The sequence below is a fragment of the Crossiella sp. CA-258035 genome, assembly GCF_030064675.1.
Taxonomy (GTDB): Bacteria; Actinomycetota; Actinomycetes; order Mycobacteriales; family Pseudonocardiaceae; genus Crossiella.
Map to the genome: position 1 here is coordinate 4,206,243 of NZ_CP116413.1, position 18,916 is coordinate 4,225,158.

Sequence of the window (18,916 nt, forward strand, 5' to 3'; positions counted from 1 at the left end):
CAGACTTGAGCCCGCTGAGTAGATTTGCGGATTTCCGGGTTTCCGGCCGCCGTGCGAATGTCACCGCGTGTCCGAGATCATCGAGCCGGCACCCCGGCGGCCCCTGCCCAGGGTTCTCGGGCAGCTGACCACCGCCGGGTTCTTCGGCGCGGTGATCATGCCGTTCGGCCTCTTCTCGGTCCTCGCGGCGCTCTTCGGCGGCGGTTTGCCCGCGGTGGGGATGACCGTGGCGGTGGGGCTGGCCGGGTTCGCGATCCTGTACGGCGCGGCTTCGCTGGCGCCGGGGGAGTCCTGGCTCGGCGGCAGCCGGGTCGGCCGGTGCTGCTGGGCGGTCCTGGTGGGCGGGTTCGGCGGGCTCGGGTGGTGGCTGGGCTGGGCGGTGACCAACGAGCTGGGGCTGGCGGTCAGCCGCCCGCCGCTGGGGCTGCTCGCGGGCGCGGTGCCGTTCGTGTTGGTGGCCGGGCTGTTGCTGCGCCGGTGGTACCTGGCCGTGGGCTCGCTCGTGGTCACCGTGGCGCTGGGCGGCTGGCTGCTCGCCGGGCTGGCCGCGCTGCCGCCGGACCCGGCGGAGGTCAGCCGCAGGCTCGCCGCCACCAGCGTCGACCGCACCCAGCTCTTCGCCACCGAACTGCCCGGCTACCGCATCCGGCGAGACTCGGACGGCTGGCGCCTGGCGCCGGAGGGCGAACCACGCGGTGCCAAGGATGTCGAGGTCCGCGCGATGCCGCTGGGACCAGCCGCCGACGGGTGCGCGGCCAGCCTGGAGTGCGCCGAGGACACCCCCGGCCTGCGCTACCAGCGCACCGCGGGCCAGCACGGCTACCTCCACCAGCGGGAGCGGCTGGCGGTGCGGGTGCTCGGCGGCGTTGGCGTGGACCGGAAACTGCTGCGCGCGGCCGTCCTGGCCGCCCGCCCGGCCACCGACGCGGAGCTGCTGGAGATCCTGCCGCCCGACCGGCGGCACCAGCCTTCCCCGTTGGACCGGCTGCGGCAGTTCGCCAGGGAACTGGCCGGATAAGCTGTCCCGGTGCTGGTCGCCGTGCTCGCCGACACCCATGCCCCGCGCCGCTGGAAGGGCTGCCCGCCCGCGGTCGCCGAACACCTGCGCGAGGCGGACGTGATCCTGCACGCCGGTGACGTGTGCACCGCGAACGTGCTCCACGAGCTGGCCGCCTTCGCCCCGGTGCACGCGGTGCTGGGCAACAACGACGGCCCGGACGTCGCCGCCTGGGGCGCGCCGGAGACCCTGGAGCTGGACCTGGACGGACTGCGGGTGGCGATGATCCACGACAGCGGCCAGGCCAACGGCCGCACCGCGCGGATGCGCCGCCGGTTCCCCGAGGCGGACCTGGTCGTCTTCGGCCACTCGCACATCCCGATGGACGTCACCGGCGACGGCGTCCGGATCTTTAACCCGGGCTCGCCCACCGACCGCCGCCGTCAGCCGCAGGGCACCATGGGCCTGCTGCGGATCGAGCGCGGTGAGCTGGCCGAGGCCCGGATCATCCCGGTGACCTAGCCGGTCCAGTCCGCGCGCAGCAGCTCGTACTCGACCTCGCCCTGCTCGGTGCCCGGCAGCGGATCGTCGAAGTGCGGGAAGAAGGTCCGCACGTGCTTGAGCCCGGCCCGCTCCATCACCCGGCGGGAGGCGGTGTTGACCGCCATCGTCTGGGCCCACACCCGCTGCACGCCCAGGTCGGTGAAACCCTTGCGCACCAACGCCCGCGCGCCCTCGGTGGCATAACCCCGGCCCCAGAACCGCGCCTGGAACCGGTAGCCGAGCTCCACCTCGGTGGCGCTGCCGTCGGCAGGCGGTTCCAGGGCGAGCCAGCCGATGAACTCGCCGGTGGCGTGCTCGATGGTGGCCCAGGTCCCGGCGGGGCCGAGCTCGTAGTGGGAGAGCAGCTTGGGCAGCACCTGGTGCTCGATCACCGCGCGTGGCGTCGGCTCGCCGGTGAGGAAGCGCATCACCTCGGGATCGCTGTCCAGCTGCACCAGGTTGTCCACATCGGACTCGGTGAACCGGCGCAGCACCAGCCGGTCGGTTTCCAGGAAGACCTGCACCGGGCCATCCTGTGTGGCCCGGGTGCGGGTGTCCAGCGGATTTAGTCGCGCGTCTGGGTGGCGGCGAAGGTGCTGAGCAGGTCGGAGATGTGCTCGGGCCTGCCGGTGTTCTGGCGGTAGGACGCGGTCAGGGTGTCGATGTGGGTGTAGCCGGGCGCGAGGGTGGTGCCCTTGGGGAAGAACAGCTTCAGCGGGGCGCCGATCGCGGAGTCGGTGGCGCCGATGATCAGCGTGGGCTTGGCCTTGGCGGCCGCGGCGTGCCGGAGGTTGACCAGCTCGCCGTCCCGGGAACCGGCCAGGGCCAGGCCGAAGTCGACCAGGGTGCGCACCGAGTGGTAGTACTCCCAGGAGTTGATGCCGGGGTTGCCGAACTGGCGGGCCAGGTCGGGCAGGCTGGTCACCTCGTGTCCCGGTGAGGTGTAGTCCACGCCCTGGACGTTGTCGTGGTTGCGCCAGCCGTAGAGGGCCTTCTTGTCGGTGGGTCCCACCCTGGGGTTCGGGCCGGTGACGGTGGCCAGCCAGTCGCCGACCAGGGGCAGGCCGCTGACCTGGCCGGGCAGCGGGAAGGTCTTGGGGGCGACCGGGCCGCCGGTGTAGGCGCCCAGGCCGACCTGCAGGATGCCGAGGTTGGCGGTGTTGTTGTCCATGAGGGTGCCCAGCAGGGCGGCGTTGGTGAAGCGGAACTCGCGGATGTCGTTGGCGCCGCTGAGGAAGTCGACGTAGCTGCGGGCGAACAGCAGGCGCAGCGCGGTGTCGGTGACCGGGTTGGCCGGCAGCCTGCGGTGCAGGTCGGTTTCCGCGCCGGGCTCGAAGTGCGCGCCGATGCCGATGATGCCGAGGGCGTTGAACAGCTCGGCGTTCACCCCCGGCACGCTCACCAGCGAGCGCGGCAGCACCCCCGACCGCAGCAGCCGGACCGCCACGTCGTGGGTCTTGCCGACCACCAGGTTGGCCGCCCACTTCAGCAGCGGATTGGTTTGCAGGCCAACGGGATCGCTGGTGACCAGGGTGTCCAGGCCGAAGAACGCGCCGCACTGCCGGTACCCGGCGTCGGCGGTGGTGGCCGGGTCGCCGTCGAAGTCCCAGGCGGCGAAGAAGCCGGTCATCAGCCCGGCCATGGACGCGCCGCCGCAGACCGTCCTGGTGCGCCGGAACTCCGAGTCGGGCAGCTCGTGCAGCATCAGGTCGTACTGGTCGCGCACGGTCTGCTCGACGCCGATCTCGGCCAGGAAGCCGAGCTCGCTGTCCTTCTTGAAGCCCTCGAACTTGCGGCCGCCGATGACCTTGCCCTGATAGTAGTAGTCGAAGGCCACCCGCCAGTCCCGCGCGGCCCACCCGGCGCGCAGCCCGGTGTTGTCGGTGAGGCAGTTGGGCCTGCGGGCCTGCGCCCAGAACTCCACCCGCTGCCCCTTGCCCAGCGCCGAGCGGACGGTGTTGCGGGCCAGGCTGTCGCTGTTGTCCGCGCTGCCGAAGGAACCCGGCTGCTCGACGAAGACCGAGTCGGCCCGCTGCGGATCGGCCGGCCCACCGGTCGGGCGGTAGCGCAGGTAGCTGATCCACTCACACGCCTCCGGGCGGGGGCCGACCGCTGGGGGCAGTGGCGAGCGCAGGTCGACCCGGCTGACCAGCACACCGTCGCCGACCTGGTCCGGCAGCGCGGTCTCCACCCTGCGCTCCACCCGGCTGGCCGAGCCCGGCGCGGCCAGGGCGACCGGGCTGAGCAGGGTGCCGGTGATCGCGGTGGTGGCGGCCAGCGCCGACCACCGGTGTGTGCTGCGCTTCATGCCGCCTCCAACAGAAAATGACGGTGACCAGATTCACGGTAGGGAGTGCGCGAGCACGTGGGCAAGGTGATCCGTGCCGGTCCCCATTCCCACCTTTCGGCTGGTTGACGTTTCGGCTGTAGGCGCGCCGGATATCTCCAGCCCAGCAGCGGTACCGGCCGGTGCTGCGCTGGAAAGGGGACCGACCGCCATGTCCTCGACCTCGGGTTCGGCCGCCGCCGACGGCCACCACGACCTGGTCGGCCAGCCGCACGACGAGCAGCGGGAGGGTCCGCTGGCGCACGCCGAGGCCGAGGCGGCGCGGATCAGCGAACCCGGCGCGCCACTGGGCACCCTCGGCCCGCGTTTCAACCGGCGCTCGCCGTTCCTGATCGGGCTGGCCGCGGCCGCCGGGGTCGCGGTCACCTACGGGCTGGTGCTGGTGCTGACCGACCTGCGCGGGGTGCTGATCGTCATCGGCCTCGCGCTGTTCCTGGCCATCGGGATCGAACCGCTGGTCTCCTGGCTGGTGAACCGGCGCTTCCCGCGCTGGCTGGCGGTCACCGCGGTGTTCCTGGCTGGGTTCGGAGTGGTGGGCGGCTTCCTGGCGGTGGCCGTCCCGGTGCTGGCGGAGCAGGTCATGCAGTTCGCCGAGCGGGCGCCGGCGTACCTGCGCCAGGCGGTGGCGGAGCACTCCTGGCTGGCCCGGCTCAACGAACGGGTCGAGCTGCGGCAGGTGCTGGAACAGGTGCTCAGCGGCAGCGCGGGCCTGGTGCAGGCCGGGCTGGCGGTGTTCAGCACCCTGGCCGACCTGGTGATCCTGCTGGTGCTGACGGTCTACTTCACCGTCGAGCTGCCGAGGGTGCGCACCGGGCTGTACCGGTTCGTGCCGCACTCGCGGCGGCCGAGGACGATCCTGATCAGCGATGAGATCTGCGTCAAGGTCGGCGGTTACGTGCTGGGCAACCTGCTGGTCTCGCTGATCGCCGGCGCGCTCACCCTGGTCTGGCTGCTGGTCTTCGACGTGCCCTACGCCCTGCTGCTGGCGCTCACCGTGGCGCTGCTGGACCTGATCCCGGTGGTCGGCTCGATCGCGGGCGGCGTGCTGATCAGCCTGGTCGCGCTGACCGTCTCGGTCCCGGTGGGCCTGGCCACCGTCGGCTTCGTGGTGGGCTACCGGCTGCTGGAGGACTACCTGCTGATCCCGAAGATCATCGGCCGCACGGTGCGGGTGCCCGCCCTGGTCACGGTGGTGGCGGTGGTGCTGGGCGGGGCACTGCTCGGCGTGGTCGGCGCACTGGTGGCGATCCCGGTGGCCGCCGCGCTGCTGCTGATCACCCAGGAGGTCGTGTACCCGAGGCTGGACCGCGCCTAGGCCAGTTGAGCGTCCACAGTGGACGGATCGAACACCGCGTCCGCGGCCAGCCCGGCCAGCCCGATCAACGGTGCCTGGTCGCCGAGGCGGGCCGGGGTGATCTCGCGCAGGCCCAGCAGCGCCACCGGGTGTGCCTGGTCCAGCACGGCCGCGCGGACCGCGTCGGCGAACCGTGGCAGTGCGCCGATCGGGCCGCCGAGGCGGAGGTGTTGCGGGTTGACGATGCTGACCACTGTGGCCAGCACGCCGCCGAGCTGTCGTCCCGCCTCAGTCACCGTGGCGACCGCCTCCTCGCGGCCCTGTTCCACTTGGCGCACCACGTCGGCCAGCGTGCGCACGCCGCTGGGGCGGAGCAGGCGGAGCAGGGCGCGGCCGCTGGCCACCGCGGCCAGGCAGCCGGAGCGGCCGCAGGCGCAGCGCTCCTCGTGACCGGCGAGCTTGATGTGGCCGATCTCGCCGACGCTGCCGGTGACGCCCCGGTACGGGCGGCCGTTGATCACCACGCCGCTGCCGATGCCGGTGCCCACCTTCACCCCGAGCATGGTGGTGGCCGGGGCGCCGTCGGCCAGGTGCTCGCCGAAGGCCAGCGCGTTCGCGTCGTTCTCCACCACCACCGGCACCCGCACCCTGGCCGCGATGGCGTCGTGCACCGCGGTGCCGGACCAGCCCGGCATGCTCGGTGGCGCGGTGTTCGCGCCGGAGGTCGGGTCCACCTGGCCGGGGATGCCCGCGGCCAGCACGCAGAAGTCCTCGGCGCGGCCGGTCTCAGCGAGTAGTTCCGCGCCGAGGGCCAGCACCCGCTCCAGCACTGCCGCCGGGTCCTGCCGGGCCGGCACCTTCTCCCGGCGCACCGCCAGCACGGTGGCAGTCAGGTCGGCGACCGCGACCGCCAGGTGGCTGACCCCGATGTCGGCGACCAGGGCACACCGCCCGGCCTCGTCGGCGGCCAGCAGCTCGGCCGGTCTGCCGCCGCTGGATGCCTGGCGACCGGCCGTGCGCAGCAGCTTCATCCTGCTCAGCGCGTCCAGGCGCTCGACCATGGTGGCGCGGGAGAGCCCGACCCTGGCCTGGAGCTCCTGCCGGGTCATCGGGCCGTCCCTGCGCAACACCGCCAGGATCCGGCCGGGGGACAGCGGTCCTGATGTGGCGTTGACGTCCACCTGCACGCCCCCTATCTTGAGCCACCCGTACTTATGTCTAGCGACTAGACGGAAGTCTCGCACGAGGAGGTGGCCGTGGCCGGGTTCTCCCGCCGATCGCTGCTGCGTGGCGTGCTGGCCACGGGCGCGGGGGCGGCGGCCGCGCCGCTGCTGGGCGGCTGCGTCGGCTTCGCCACCTCCGGCACCTCGGGCCTGACCTTCCTGTCCACCCAGTTCACCCCGGTGGAGGAGGCGGAGCGGTTCCGGTCGCTGCTGCGCCGCAGCTTCGACGCCGAGGTCGGCTACGTCACCAGCGACCCCGGGCAGTTCACCACCCAGGTGCGCAGCCAGGTCGAGGCGGGCAACGTGCGGGTCGCGCTGCTCGGCGGCCTGCACGGCGACCTGGCCCCGCTCGCCCCGGACTGCCTCACCGACCTCACCGACCTGGTGGCCGACTTCAGCGCGCTCGGCTGGCCGCCGGAGTACCTGGAACTGGCCAAGGCGGGCACCGACCGCACCTGGTACGTGCCGTGGGCGCAGGCCAGCTACCTGCTCGCCGCGCACGTGGACGCGTTGGCCCATCTGCCATCCGGTGCTGATCCCGAGGACCTGAGCTACGAGCAGTTCCTGGACTGGGCGGTGAACGCCCGCCGCGCCAACGGGAACCGGCCGATGCTCGGCCTGCCCGGCGGTCCCAAGGGCCTGCTGCACCGCTTCCTCCAGGGTTACCTGCTGCCCTCCTTCACCGGCGGGCAGATCACCACCTTCAACTCCCCGGAGGCCGTCACCGCCTGGGAGTACCTGCGCGAGCTCTGGCGCAACTGCGCCCCGGCCAGCACCAACTACGACTTCATGCAGGACCCGCTGGAGGCCGGTGAGGTGCGCTTCGCCTGGGACCACGTGGCCCGGCTGGTCAACGTGCCCAAGCGCGAACCGGACCGCTGGCGGATGCTGCCCGCCCCGCGCGGGCCCAAGGGACGCGGCTACATGGCCGTGCTCACCGGCCTGGCCATCCCCAAGGGCGCGCCGCACCAGGACCAGGCGCGCCGGCTGATCGCCACCCTGAGCAAGGCGCAGACCCAGATCGAACTGTTGCGCGCCAACGCCTTCTTCCCCACCGTGCGCACCCCGATCCCGGCGGACCTGCCGCCGGCGATCCGGCTGGAGGCCGCCGCGGTGGCCAAGCAGCGGCAGCTGCCCGGCGCGCTGCTGTCCCTGCCGCCGGTCGGGCTGGGCAGCCGGGAAGGGGAGCTGGGCAAGGCGTTCCGGGACTGCTTCCAGTCCATCGTGCTCGGCGGGGCGGACACTCGATCCACTGTGGACAGACAAACCGGGGTGCTGGCCAAGGTGCTGGCCGAGGCCAAGGTGCCGTGCTGGGCGCCGGATCCGCGCGGCGACGGCGTTTGCGAGGTGGGCTGAGATGACCGGGCGGACACCGTGGCTGCTGCTGGCTCCCTCCACCGTGCTGCTGGCGCTGTTGTTCGGCTGGCCGCTGGCACAGGGGGTGCTGGCCGCCTTCCAGGACGGCAGCGGGTTCACCCTGGCCCACTGGCAGCGGCTGTTCACCGACCCCTACTTCGGGCAGGCGCTGCGCAACACCGTGCTGCTCATCGTGATCGTGGTGCCCATCCAGCTGGTGCTCGCGGTCGGCATGACCCTGCTGATCCAGGCCAAACCGCGCTTCGCCGGCGTGCACTTCTACCTGTGGGCCATCCCGCTGGCCATCTCCGACCTGGCCGCCGGACTGGTGTGGCTGACCGTCTTCGCCGACCGCGGCTACCTCAACTCGCTGCTGATCACCCTCGGCCTGTCCGAGCATGGCATCGCCTGGCTCAGCTACGACAGTCCGGGCACCATGCTGTTCGCGGTGGTGGTCGCGGAGGTCTGGCGGGCCACCTCGATGGTGTTCGTGATCGTGGTGGCCGGGGTGCAGATGCTGCCGCCGGACTACGACGAGGCGGCCCAGGTCTTCGGCGCCACCGCCTGGCAACGGCTCTGGCACGTCACCCTGCCACTGCTGCGGCCCAGCCTCCAGGTCGCGCTGATCCTGCGCACCATCCTGGCGCTGCAAGCCTTCGCGGTTGCCCAGGCGCTGACCGGGCGCGACTTCCCGCTGCTGGTGGGGGAGACCTACCAGTGGCACGTCACGCTGCAGAACCCATCGGTGGCCAGCGCAGTCGCCCTGGTCGTGCTCGCGCTGTCGCTGGGCACCGCGGTCCTGTACCTGCGCGCACTGCGCCAGCCGGCCGGGGGAGGCGCGCGATGACCCGGCCACCGGTCGACCTGGCCCCGCTGCGCAGGCGGCGGCAGCGGCGGATCCTGGTGCAGCTGGCCTGCATCGCCGTCTCGACGTTCCTGCTGCTGCCGATCGTCCTCATCGGACTGTCCGCGCTGTCCTCCCGCACCGCGCTCACCGAGTTCCCGAAACCGTTGCTGCCCAGCGAGTTCGACACCGAGAGCGTCCTGGGCTTCATCGGCGGCACCGGGGTGGTCCCGGCCTTCGGCAACTCGGTGCTGGTCGGGGTGTACACGGTGCTGCTCGCGCTGCTGCTGGGCGCGCCGGCCGGATATGCGCTGTCCCGCTTCGACTTCCGCGGCCGGGACGCCTACCAGGTGCTGATCCTGCTGGTCCGGGCGCTGCCGATCGTGGTGCTGTCGGTGCCGCTGGCCACCATGTTCCTGCGCGTGGGCGTGGACGACACTGTGTTCGCGGTGACCCTGGTGCACACCGCGCTCGCGCTGCCCACCACCATCCTGATCACCGCGAGCATCTTCGTCGGCGTGCCACGGGATGTGGAGGAGGCCGCGCTGGTCTTCGGCTGCACCCCGTTGCAGGCGATGCGGCGGGTGGTGCTGCCGATGGCGCTGCCCGGCCTGGCCGCCTCCTCGGTGTTCACCTTTGTGCTGTCCTGGAACGAGGTGCTCGGCGCGGCCGTGCTGACCCTGGGCCACCGGACCCTGCCCGCGCAGGTGCTGGCCTCGCTGGCGGACTCGCCCAACGCCTACCGCTTCGCCGGCGGTTTTGTGCTGGTGCTGCCCGCGCTGCTGTTCATCTTCCTGATGCGCCGCTACCTGCTGAACATGTGGGGCACCACCCTGCGCTGAGCCGCCCGACCCGCCGAGACGAGAGCACTCATCCCGATGGCAGAGATCGCACTGCACAACCTGGTCAAGACCTATCCCGGCGGCACCACCAGGGCCACCGACGAGGTCAGCCTGCACGTGGCCGACGGCGAGTTCATGGTGCTGCTCGGCCCTTCCGGCTGCGGCAAGACCACGTTGCTGCGCATGGTGGCCGGGCTGGAGCTGCCCGACGGCGGGCAGATCGTCATCGGCGGCAAGGACGTCACCTACCTGGAACCGCGCAGGCGCAACCTGTCCATGGTGTTCCAGTCCTACGCGGTGTTCCCGCACCGCAGGGTCGCCGACAACATCGGCTTCGGGCTGCGCATGCGCGGCGTCGATCCCGCTGAGATCAGGCGCAAGGTGGCCTGGGCGGCCGAGGTGCTCCAGCTGACCCCGTACCTGGACCGCTACCCGGCCAAGCTCTCCGGCGGGCAGCGGCAGCGGGTGGCGGTGGCGCGGGCCATCGTGATGGACGCCGAGGTGCTGCTGATGGACGAGCCACTGTCCAATTTGGACGCTCTGCTGCGGCTGTCGTTCCGGGCCGAGCTGAAGAAGCTGGTCGCCGAGCTGGGCACCACCACGCTCTACGTGACCCACGACCAGGTGGAGGCGCTCTCCCTTGGCGACCGGGTGGCGGTGATGCGGCAGGGCCGGATCGTGCAGTGCGACGCGCCCACCACCGTCTACGACCAGCCCGCCGAGGAGTTCGTCGGCGGCTTCATCGGCAGCCCGCCGATGAACTTCCTCACCGGCACCGTGGCCGAGGACGGCACGGGCGCGCTCCGGCTCGACCTGGGCGCGCACAGCGTGGCCGTGCCGCAAGCCTTGCGCGGCTACACCGGCCGCGATTTGAGACTGGGGGTCCGGCCCGAGGCCTTCGGGGTCGCCACTGGGGGTGACGCCGAAGGCCTCGTGGCCGAGCTGGAGGTCTTCGAGCCGTTGGGTGCCGCGGTGCTGCTGACCCTGACCCTGTCCGGCCACCAGCTCAAGGTGCAGGCCCCGGCCGACTTCCGCGCCACACCTGGGGATCGGCTGACGCTGACCCTGCCCGCCGAGCGCTGCCGCTGGTACGACCCGGAGACCCACCTGCTGCTGGAGACCGCGTGATCCTCGCCCCGCCGCTCACCGCCCGCGCGGCCTACGTGTTGCGCGGCAACGACACCGGCGCGCTGGTCACCGCCGCGCCGCAGCTGTACCCGCACATGTGGAGCTGGGACGCGGCCTTCATCGCCATCGGCCTGGCGCACCTGGACGTCGGCCGCGCCTGCGCCGAGCTGGACACCCTGTTCGCCGCCCAGTGGCGCGGCGGAATGCTGCCGCACATTGTGTACAGCCAGCAGGCCGCGGACTACTTCCCCGGACCGGACCGCTGGGGCGCGCAGGAGCTCAGCGCGCAGGCCCCGCGCCGGGTGCGCACCTCCGGCATCTGCCAGCCGCCGGTGCACGCCATCGCGGTGCGCAGGCTGCTGGAGATCGCCCGTGGCCGCGGCGGCTTGGACCGGGCGGTGGCCGAGGACTTCGTCTGGCGGGCCTGGCCGAAGCTGTTCGCCTGGCACCACTGGCTGGCCGAGCACCGCGACCCCGGCGGCGAGGGCCTGCTGGCGATCGTGCACGGCTGGGAGTCCGGTATGGACAACTCGCCGCGCTGGGACCCCGCCTACGCCAACGTGCGCCCCGGCCCCGACCTGCCGCCCTACACCCGCCGGGACCTGCGCCTGGTCGAGGCCGGGATGCGGCCCTCCGACGCCGAGTACGACCGCTACCTGTGGCTGGTGGAGGAGATGCGGCGGGTCGGCTACCACCCCGGCCGGGTGGTGCGCGGATCGAGCTTCCTGGTCGGCGACGTCTTCTTCACCGCGATCTTCGCCCTGGCCTGCGAGGTGCTCGCGGAGCTGGGCGAGCAGATCGGCCAGCCCGCGACCATGGTCGCGCAGCTGGCAGGCTGGGCCCACCGTAGCCGCGCCGCCGTCGCGGCCACGGTGGACCCGGCCACCGGCCTGGCCAGGGACCGGGACTTCCGCGCGGGCGAGTGGATCGCCACCCGCACCCTCGCCGGGTTCGCCCCGCTGCTCTGCGGCGGCCTTGAGCCCCAAGCGGAACAGCACCTGCTATCCATTGTGGACGGTCCGGACTGGTGCGGGCACCCGGACCTGGCCGCCGCCGTGCTGCCCTCCACCGCGCCCTCGGACCCGGCGTTCCGGCCCCGGCAGTACTGGCGAGGTCCACAGTGGCCGGTGATGGCCTGGCTGTTCAGCTGGGCCTTCGCCAGACGCGGCTGGGCCGAGCAGGCGGAGAAGCAGCGCGCCGAGGGCATCCGGCTGTGCGCGGACGGCACCTTCGCCGAGTACTACCACCCGCTCACCGGCCAGCCCCTGGGCAGCCTGGACCAGTCCTGGACCGCGGCGGTGGTCCTGGACTGGCTCTGCTAGACCGGAGCCGCCTCCACCAGGCTGACCCCGTCCTCGCGCACCACGTCAGTGACCACCAGTCCCGCGTCCGCGCAGAGTCGCTCGAACTCCGCTCGCGTGCGTTCCCGGCCGCCGTAGAGCACCAGCATGCTGAGGTCCTTCAGGCCCGGATCCCTTGGCTGGTCCGGGTTTCCTCGCTCGGGGAGCACGTCGTCCACGATGAGCACCCGGCCGTGCGCGGGCAGCGCGGCCCGGCAGTTGGCCAGGATCCGGGTGGCCGCCTCGTCATCCCAGTCGTGCAAGATCCACTTGAGCACCAGGAGGTCCGATCCCTTGGGCACCGCGGCGAAGAAGTCGCCTGCCTGGGTGTCGCAGCGGTCAGCCAGACCGGCCCTGCGCACCGCCCTGGCGGCCTGCGGGATGGCGGCCCCGGTGTCGATGACCAGGCCGCGCAACGTGGGGAAGTGGCGGAGCAGGGTGATCAGCAGGGTGCCGTCGCCGCCACCGACGTCGGTGACCGAGCTGAACCGGCCGAAGTCGTAGCGCGCGGGCAGCGACTCGGCGATGTGCCGGGTGGGCTGGCCCATCGCGGTGTTGTAGAGCGCGGCCAGCTCCGGGTCGGCGGCGAAGTGCTCGAACACCCCGCGCCCGAACACCTCCGGGAAGGCCGCGCGGCCGGTGCGCAGGCTGAACTCCAGACGGGCCAAGGGTTCCAGTGCGGTGGGGTGGCTGGCCAGCAGGGCGTAGGCGTGCAGTGAACCGTCCACATCGGACCGGAGCAGGTTGCCGTCCTCGGTGGCGGTGAAGCCGCGATCGTGCTCGGCGCACAGGCCGAGGTCGGCCATCGCCCGCAGCAGCCGGACCGCCTGCTCCGCTGGGAGTCCGCAGGCCGCGCCGATCTCGGCAGCGGGTCGGGGTTGCGGCCCGAGGGCGTCCGGCACGCCGAGGCGGGCGGCCACGCCGACCACCTGGGTGACCGCCGCGCCCTTGAGCAGCTGGACCACTGTGGACACCGTCATCGGGGTGCTCCTTCCTGTTCGCGCGCGCTGATCCGCCAGCCGCGCGCCTGTTCGTACTGCCGGTGGATGCGGGCGAACGCGCCCTGGGTGCGCAGCAGCTCCGCGGGGGTGCCGGTCTCCACCACGCGCCCGGCTGCCAGAGCGACCACTTGGTCGGCCGCGGCCAGGGTGGTGGGGCGGTGCGCGATCACCAGCACGGTGCGGCGGGGATCGGCGGCCAGTGCGGCGATCGCTTGGCTGATGGCCTGTTCGTTCTCCGCGTCCAGCGCGGAGGCGGCCTCGTCGATGAGCACGATCGGCGCCTGCTTGAGGAAGGCGCGGGCGATGGCCACCCGCTGCCGCTCCCCGCCGGAGAGCTGCGCCCCGCCCTCGCCGACCCTGGTCCGCCAGCCCTCGGGCAGCCGGTCGACCACCTCGTCCAGCCGCGCGGACCGCGCCGCCTCGGCCAGCTCGGCGTCGGTGGCCCCGGGCCGGGCCAGGCGCAGGTTGTCCTCGATGGTGGTGTCGAACAGGTAGGCCTCCTGGAACACGATCGCGATCTCGCCGAGCAGCTGCTCGTGGTCGTAGTCGCGCACGTCCTGCCCGCCCACCAGCACCACGCCCTCGGTGGCGTCCAGGAACCGGGCGATCAGCCGGATCACGGTGGTCTTGCCCGAGCCGGACGGCCCGACCAGCGCCGTGGTCGAACCCGGCGGGCAGTGCAGGTTCACCCCGGCCAGCGCGGGTCGGCCCGGCAGGTACTCGAGCCGGACGTCCACCAGGTCGATCCCGCTGTGCCTGGCACCCGGCACCGGATTGGTGGCCGCTGGCAGCGGGGGAGTGCGCAGCACCTGCGAGACCCGGTCCAGGCCGTAGTCCAGCGCGCCGAGACCGTGTACGTGCCCGGCCAGCGCGCCCAGCGGTTCCAGGAAGCGGACCGCGAGCACCAGCAGCGCGACCGTGTCCGGCACCGCGAGCGCGCCGGACAGCAGGAAGTGCACGCCCAGGGCGAGCACCGCGACGAACCCGAGCGCGACCACACCGGTCACCGACAGCGTGGGCAGCAGCGAGGCGTTGAGCGCGCGGGCATACCGGCGGTGGTGCTCGGCCAGTGCCGCGCTCATCTGCCGGGTGCCGGTCCCGGCCTGTCCCGCGGCGCGCAGCACCGGCTGGGCCTGGCCGTACTCGATCGCGCGGGCGGCGATCTCGTTCGCGGCCTCCTCCATGTCCGCACTGGCCAGCGCGGTGCCGCGGCGGCAGCGGCGCAGCAGCAGGAAGGCAGGCGGCAGGGTGGCCAGCAGCACCAGGCCCAGCCGCCAGTCCACCGCGAAGGTGACCGCGGTGACGGCGAGCGGCACCAGCGTGCAGGTGATCACCGGCCCGCCGACCACCACGCACAGCCGGGAGATCGCGGTGGCCGCGCTGGTCACCGTGCGGGCGAAGGTGCCCTTGGCCCCGGCGGTGAACCAGCCCAGCGGCAAGGTGGTCAGCTGTGCCATCAACCGCAGTCGCAGCTGCACGCCCAGCTCGCCGCTGGCCGCGAAACCGACCGGGGTGGCCACCACGCTGAGCGCCCAGTGCAACAGCACCCCGCCCGCGCCGGCCAGCAGCCACGGCATGGCCGCGGCGAAGTCCGGTTCCGGGCGCAGCACCGCGCGCAGGACCGGGAACAGCAGGCCCAGCAACAACCCTTGCAGCACCGCGAGCAGCGCCTGCAACACCGCGAAGCGCAGCAGTGGCCCTGGTTCCGGCCACAACCGGCGGAGCTGGCCGATCATGCGTGGTCTCCGTTCCGCTGAGCCTGCCACAGGCGCGCGTACAAGCCTGATCGGGCGAGGAGTTCCGGATGGGTGCCGCGTTCGACCAGGTGACCGTTGTCCAGCACCAGGATCTGGTCGGCCGAGGCGATGGTGGGCAGGCGGTGCGCGATCACCAGCACGGTCCGGCCGGTGACCAATGTGGACAGTGCGTCCTGCACCGCGGCCTCGCTGTCCGGGTCCAGCGCGGCGGTGGCCTCGTCCAGCACCACGATCGGCGCGTCGGCCAGCAGCGCGCGGGCGATGGTCAGCCGCTGCCGCTCCCCGCCGGACAGGCCGCCGGACCCCGCGTCCAGCACGGTGTCGTAGCCCTGCGGCAGCGCCATGATCACCTGGTGGATCTGGGCCGCCTCGGCCGCGGCCCGCACCTGCGCGTCGGTGGCTTCCGGCCGGGCGATGCGGATGTTCTCGGTCACCGTGTCCCGCAGCAGCACCACGTCCTGGAACACCAGCGCCAGCAAGGACAACAGCTGCGCCGGGGCGATCTCGCGGACATCGACACCGCCGATCCGGATCGCCCCGCCGGTGACCTCGTAGAAGCGCGGCAACAACGCGGCCACCGTGGACTTCCCGGCGCCGGAGGGGCCGACCAGCGCGGTCACCGTGCCCGGTTCGCACACCGCGCTGAACCCGGTGAGCGCGTTGGTCCCGCCGTCGTAGGAGAAGCTGACCCGGTCGAACTCCACCCGGTGCCCGTCCGGCCTTCGCGGCAGTCCGGGTTCGGGCAGGCCGGGACGGGCCAGCAGATCCTCGATGTGCCCGGCGGCCACCCGCGCGGTGCGCAGGCCGATGCCGCCGTGCACCAGCGGCAGCAACGCGTTCGGCAGCACCAGGCCGACCACCAGGAACGGCAGCAGGTCCGGCGCGGCCAGCCCGCCCGCGGCCACCATCGGCAGGCCCACCGCCAGCACCACTACGAGCGTGGTGAGCTCCGAGCCGAGCACCCGGTTGAGCGCGGAGCTGTGCCGGACCTCGTCCACCCACACCCGAAACGCCTGCTGCTGTTCGCGCACGGCCGTGGTGAAGCGGTCCAGCACCCGCCCGCCCGCGCCGAAGGTCTTGGCCACCACGATGCCGTCGCCGTACTCCACCGCCGCCGCGCTGACCTCCCGTTCGGCGATCAACAGCCGGGCCATGTGCTGCGGCATGGAGCGCATCGCGATCCGGTAGCAGAACAGCGCCAGCGCCGGGACCGCGAGCGTGACCAGCGCCAGCCGCCAGTCCACCAGCACCAGGTAGCCGAAGCCCAGCACGGTCGCGGTGGTCGCGCCGACCAGCTCGCCGAGGGAGTGCGCGAACAGGTTGTGCATGTCCTCCAGGTCACCGGTCATCGCCTTCTTGACCTGGCCGGAGCCCGCCGAGCGGAACCAGCCCAGCGGCAGCACGCCCAGGTGCCGCACGATCCGGCCGCGCAGGTGGTGCAGCATGCGCGCGTCGGCGTGGTGGCCCAGGTGCGAGGACAGGCCGAGCAGCACCAGCCGCAGCAGCGCGCCCAGCGCACCCGCCACCGCCCACCACCACACCGCGCCGCCGGCCCCGGTCAACGCCGAGCGCGCGATCTCGGCGACCGCGAGGTAGGGCACGAGTCCCGCTGCCTCGCCCAGCGCGGACAGCGCCGCGCAGCCGAGCAGGTGCGCCCGCACCGGCCGCAGCAGATGCCCCGCGGCGCGGAACCGGATCAGGCGCGGACCGGCGTCCTGGACCACCATTCAAACCCCCAAGGTTAGGCTTGCCTAAGACCTTGCCGGTTCAAGTGCACTTGATGTCAACTGGAGGGGTGACCGATCCCGCCGTGCCCATCGGCGCCGCCGCCGCGCTGTACGACCTGGCCCCCTCGACCCTGCGCTGGTGGGAGGAACGCGGCCTGCTCGGCCCGCCGGAACGCGACGGCGCCCAGCGCCGCTACCGCGAGCCCGACCTGCGCCGGATCGGCGTGGCCTACCTGTGCTGCGTGACCGGGATGATGCCGCTGGCCCAGGCCGCCGTGGTGACTTCTGGCAAGGCGCGCAACGAGGACTGGCGGCGCACGGTGACCACCCAGATCGAGGAGCTGGGCAATCGGATGGACCAGCTCGCCGCCGCCCGCGAGTACCTGAGCCACCTGCTCACCTGCACCGACGACGACGTGACCGAGTGCCCGTACCTGGACCGCGAGCTCACTGCGCACACGCCGAGGGGCAGGCTGCCGCAGGCCGACCTGGTCTCGGCCGCGCTGGCTGCCCGGCGTGATGAAAAGCCGGTCGAGAGTGACGAAACGCGGTGCCCGAGCTGCGCGGGACCGCTGCCGGACGGGTCCAGGGGACGGCCCCGGCGGTACTGCTCGCCCGCCTGCCGCCAGCGCGCTTACCGAGGCCGCAAGGAACCCGGATCAGGGTGATCAGGGGTTGGGCAGCCGCTTCACCACGGCCTCGGCCAGCGCGGTGGCCCGCGCGCACAGCTCCGGCATCGGCAGCCCGCCTGCCGTGGTGTCCGCCACGCTCACCAGGGCGATCTCCAGCCACTGCTCGTCGGGCGCGGACTCCTTGGTGTAGCGCCGGTGCACGAGGTCGACCTCGCAGTTCCTGGCCCGCTTCTCGTCCGCGTCTTCCTCCTCCACGAAGGCGTCCCGGCCACCGATCTTGACCTTCCGGCCGTCCTCGCCGTCCTCCTGCTCCTCGGTCCGGATGAGCCTGATGTCGGCCTCCAGCGGCTTGCGGTCCTGCCAATAGCAGATCCAGTCGCCGAAGTCGGTCTCCGGTTCGCTGCCGGGCTCGCCGACCGCCTTGCGCACCTCGGCATCCGTCAGCAGGTCGCAGGCCTTCAGGGTGCCGATGGAGTTGGCGGCGAAGGGCGCGCGGCGCGGCACCGGGCCGCGGAAGAGCTGGGTGAGCACGCTGTTGAGCATGGTCTCGGCGATGGCGCACATGATGTCGGTGCGCTTGCCCTCCCAGTGCCGGGCGTTGATCTCGATCTCGTTGCCGTCGGCGGTGCGCACGAACCGCTGGCAGGTGTCGCCCTTCAGCGGGGGCCGGTCGGGCTGGCCGAGCTGGCCGGGGGTGTGCGGCTTGACCGGGTCTTTCGGCGGGCCTTTGAGCGCCACGGTGACGTCCACGACGTCGTGGTCGTCGTGCGGCATCTTGATCAGCGTGCTGCACGCGTGGAAGTCGCCGTACTCGGCGTTCACTCTCGCGGTGCCGTACTGGGTGAAGGACTGCGGGTCGACCAGTCCGCACGGGTCCGCGGTGCGCGGATCACCCATGGCGCCCTGGTCCGCCGAACCGGTCAGCCACACCGTCAGCCCGGCCACCAGCGCCGCCGCGGCCACCACCGCCGCGCCCAGCAGCACCCGCTTGCGGGTCTTGGGGTTGCGCACCCGCAGCGGCGTGGTCGGCGTGTGGTCGCCGGTGAGCTCCTCCAGCAACCCCTTGGCCGCCAGCGCGGTGGGCCGGTCCGCGGGTGCCCGCGCCAGCAACTGGCTCAGCACCGGCGCGAGCGGACCGGCCCGCGTGCCCGGTTCCAGGTCACCGCTGGCAGCCCGGCGCAGCTGACCGAACGGGCCCTGTTCCTCGCTACCCCAAGGAGAACGGCCCTCGACCGCGGTGAACAGGCTGGCGCCCAAGGAGAACACGTCCGCGGCGGCCCCGGCCTGCTCGCCGTTGGCCACCTCGGGGGCCAGGTAGCCGGGGGTGCCGCCGATCAGGCCGCTGCTGGTCTGGGTGACCTCGGCCCAGCGGGCGATGCCGAAGTCGGTGAGCTTGGCCTCGTCCTCCGCGGTGACCAGCACGTTGGACGGCTTGATGTCCCGGTGCACGATGCCGCGCTGGTGCATGGCGGCCAGCGCGTCGGCCACCTGCGCGCCGATCCGCGCCGCCCGCTTCGGCGGCAGCGGCCCGTCCTCGGCCAGGATCGCCGAGAGCGTGCGTGAGGGCAGGTACTCCATCACCAGCCAGCGGTCCTCGCCGTCGAGCACCACGTCGTGCACGGCGATCACGTGCGGGTGCTGCAACCCGGCCACGATCCGCGCCTCCCGCCGGATCTGGCCGTTGTCGCCCAGTTGCGAGTGCTTGAGCGCGACCACGCGGCCCAGTTCCAGGTCGGTGGCCTGCCACACCACGCCCATGCCGCCCGCGCCGATCCGCCGGTCCAGCCGGTAACGGCCGGCGATCACCCGATCACTCACCAGCGGATCGTACAAACCGCCGGTACATCGATTGGTCTGAACTGACCGACCGGGTCGGTCCGTACTC

The 18,916-nt window shown here is 72.6% G+C and carries 16 protein-coding genes; 9 read left to right on the top strand and 7 right to left on the bottom strand.

Going from position 1 to position 18,916, the window contains the following annotated elements; all coding sequences use genetic code 11:
* Window positions 1–67 precede the first annotated feature (67 nt).
* Window positions 68–1,018, top strand: coding sequence for a hypothetical protein (locus N8J89_RS19205; RefSeq protein ID WP_283665746.1), 951 nt, complete (start codon window positions 68–70; stop codon window positions 1,016–1,018).
* A 9-nt stretch (window positions 1,019–1,027) separates the two neighbouring features.
* Window positions 1,028–1,519 carry a metallophosphoesterase family protein gene (locus N8J89_RS19210; protein WP_283665747.1) on the top strand — a complete coding sequence of 164 codons (492 nt, stop codon included), beginning with the start codon at window positions 1,028–1,030 and terminating at the stop codon, window positions 1,517–1,519.
* Here the strand turns inward: N8J89_RS19210 and N8J89_RS19215 are convergent.
* Window positions 1,516–2,064, bottom strand: coding sequence for a GNAT family N-acetyltransferase (locus N8J89_RS19215; RefSeq protein ID WP_283665748.1), 549 nt, complete (start codon window positions 2,062–2,064; stop codon window positions 1,516–1,518). The genes N8J89_RS19210 and N8J89_RS19215 overlap by 4 nt on opposite strands.
* A 41-nt stretch (window positions 2,065–2,105) precedes the next feature.
* Window positions 2,106–3,848 (bottom strand): hypothetical protein, encoded by a 1,743-nt coding sequence (locus N8J89_RS19220; RefSeq protein ID WP_283665749.1) that lies wholly within the window; start codon window positions 3,846–3,848, stop codon window positions 2,106–2,108.
* A gap of 190 nt (window positions 3,849–4,038) precedes the next feature.
* On the opposite strand from N8J89_RS19220, the gene N8J89_RS19225 reads away from it, so the two are divergent.
* Window positions 4,039–5,202, top strand: a complete 1,164-nt coding sequence (locus tag N8J89_RS19225) for an AI-2E family transporter (RefSeq protein WP_283665750.1) — start codon at window positions 4,039–4,041, stop codon at window positions 5,200–5,202.
* Here N8J89_RS19225 and N8J89_RS19230 read toward each other — a convergent pair.
* Window positions 5,199–6,368 carry an ROK family transcriptional regulator gene (locus N8J89_RS19230; protein ID WP_283665751.1) on the bottom strand — a complete coding sequence of 390 codons (1,170 nt, stop codon included), beginning with the start codon at window positions 6,366–6,368 and terminating at the stop codon, window positions 5,199–5,201. The two genes, N8J89_RS19225 and N8J89_RS19230, sit on opposite strands and share 4 nt — an antisense overlap.
* Window positions 6,369–6,437: 69 nt before the next feature.
* Between N8J89_RS19230 and N8J89_RS19235 the strand changes: the two genes are divergently transcribed.
* The 5 genes from N8J89_RS19235 to ggh are packed head-to-tail and all read left to right on the top strand — an operon-like array spanning window position 6,438 to window position 11,896.
* Complete coding sequence (locus N8J89_RS19235) at window positions 6,438–7,760, top strand: ABC transporter substrate-binding protein (protein WP_283665752.1); 1,323 nt, start codon at window positions 6,438–6,440, stop codon at window positions 7,758–7,760.
* A 1-nt stretch (window position 7,761) separates the two neighbouring features.
* Window positions 7,762–8,607, top strand: coding sequence for a carbohydrate ABC transporter permease (locus N8J89_RS19240; protein ID WP_283665753.1), 846 nt, complete (start codon window positions 7,762–7,764; stop codon window positions 8,605–8,607).
* Complete coding sequence (locus N8J89_RS19245; protein WP_283665754.1) at window positions 8,604–9,446, top strand: carbohydrate ABC transporter permease; 843 nt, start codon at window positions 8,604–8,606, stop codon at window positions 9,444–9,446. The genes N8J89_RS19240 and N8J89_RS19245 overlap by 4 nt, the downstream gene beginning before the upstream one ends.
* A gap of 36 nt (window positions 9,447–9,482) precedes the next feature.
* Window positions 9,483–10,574 (top strand): ABC transporter ATP-binding protein, encoded by a 1,092-nt coding sequence (locus tag N8J89_RS19250; RefSeq protein ID WP_283665755.1) that lies wholly within the window; start codon window positions 9,483–9,485, stop codon window positions 10,572–10,574.
* Entirely contained in the window at window positions 10,571–11,896 is a 1,326-nt protein-coding gene (gene ggh / locus N8J89_RS19255) for a glucosylglycerate hydrolase (protein ID WP_283665756.1), read from the top strand. Before N8J89_RS19250 ends, ggh begins: the two co-directional genes overlap by 4 nt.
* Here the strand turns inward: ggh and N8J89_RS19260 are convergent.
* The 3 genes from N8J89_RS19260 to N8J89_RS19270 are packed head-to-tail and all read right to left on the bottom strand — an operon-like array spanning window position 11,893 to window position 16,399.
* A complete protein-coding gene (locus N8J89_RS19260) occupies window positions 11,893–12,894 on the bottom strand; it encodes a methyltransferase (protein ID WP_283665757.1) in 1,002 nt (333 codons plus the stop codon). The two genes, ggh and N8J89_RS19260, sit on opposite strands and share 4 nt — an antisense overlap.
* Window positions 12,891–14,651, bottom strand: a complete 1,761-nt coding sequence (locus tag N8J89_RS19265; protein WP_283665758.1) for an ABC transporter ATP-binding protein — start codon at window positions 14,649–14,651, stop codon at window positions 12,891–12,893. The genes N8J89_RS19260 and N8J89_RS19265 overlap by 4 nt, the downstream gene beginning before the upstream one ends.
* The gene (locus tag N8J89_RS19270) at window positions 14,648–16,399 is read right to left on the bottom strand and encodes an ABC transporter ATP-binding protein (RefSeq protein ID WP_283665759.1); all 1,752 of its coding nucleotides are present in this window, start codon (window positions 16,397–16,399) and stop codon (window positions 14,648–14,650) included. Before N8J89_RS19270 ends, N8J89_RS19265 begins: the two co-directional genes overlap by 4 nt.
* 68 nt (window positions 16,400–16,467) lie before the next feature.
* Here N8J89_RS19270 and N8J89_RS19275 point away from each other — a divergent pair, with 68 nt between their 5' ends.
* Window positions 16,468–17,067: a helix-turn-helix domain-containing protein gene (locus N8J89_RS19275; protein WP_283665760.1), complete on the top strand. Its 600-nt coding sequence runs from the start codon at window positions 16,468–16,470 to the stop codon at window positions 17,065–17,067.
* Here N8J89_RS19275 and N8J89_RS19280 read toward each other — a convergent pair whose 3' ends face one another.
* A complete protein-coding gene (locus N8J89_RS19280; RefSeq protein WP_283665761.1) occupies window positions 17,068–18,849 on the bottom strand; it encodes a serine/threonine-protein kinase in 1,782 nt (593 codons plus the stop codon).
* Between the last annotated feature and the right edge of the window lie 67 nt (window positions 18,850–18,916).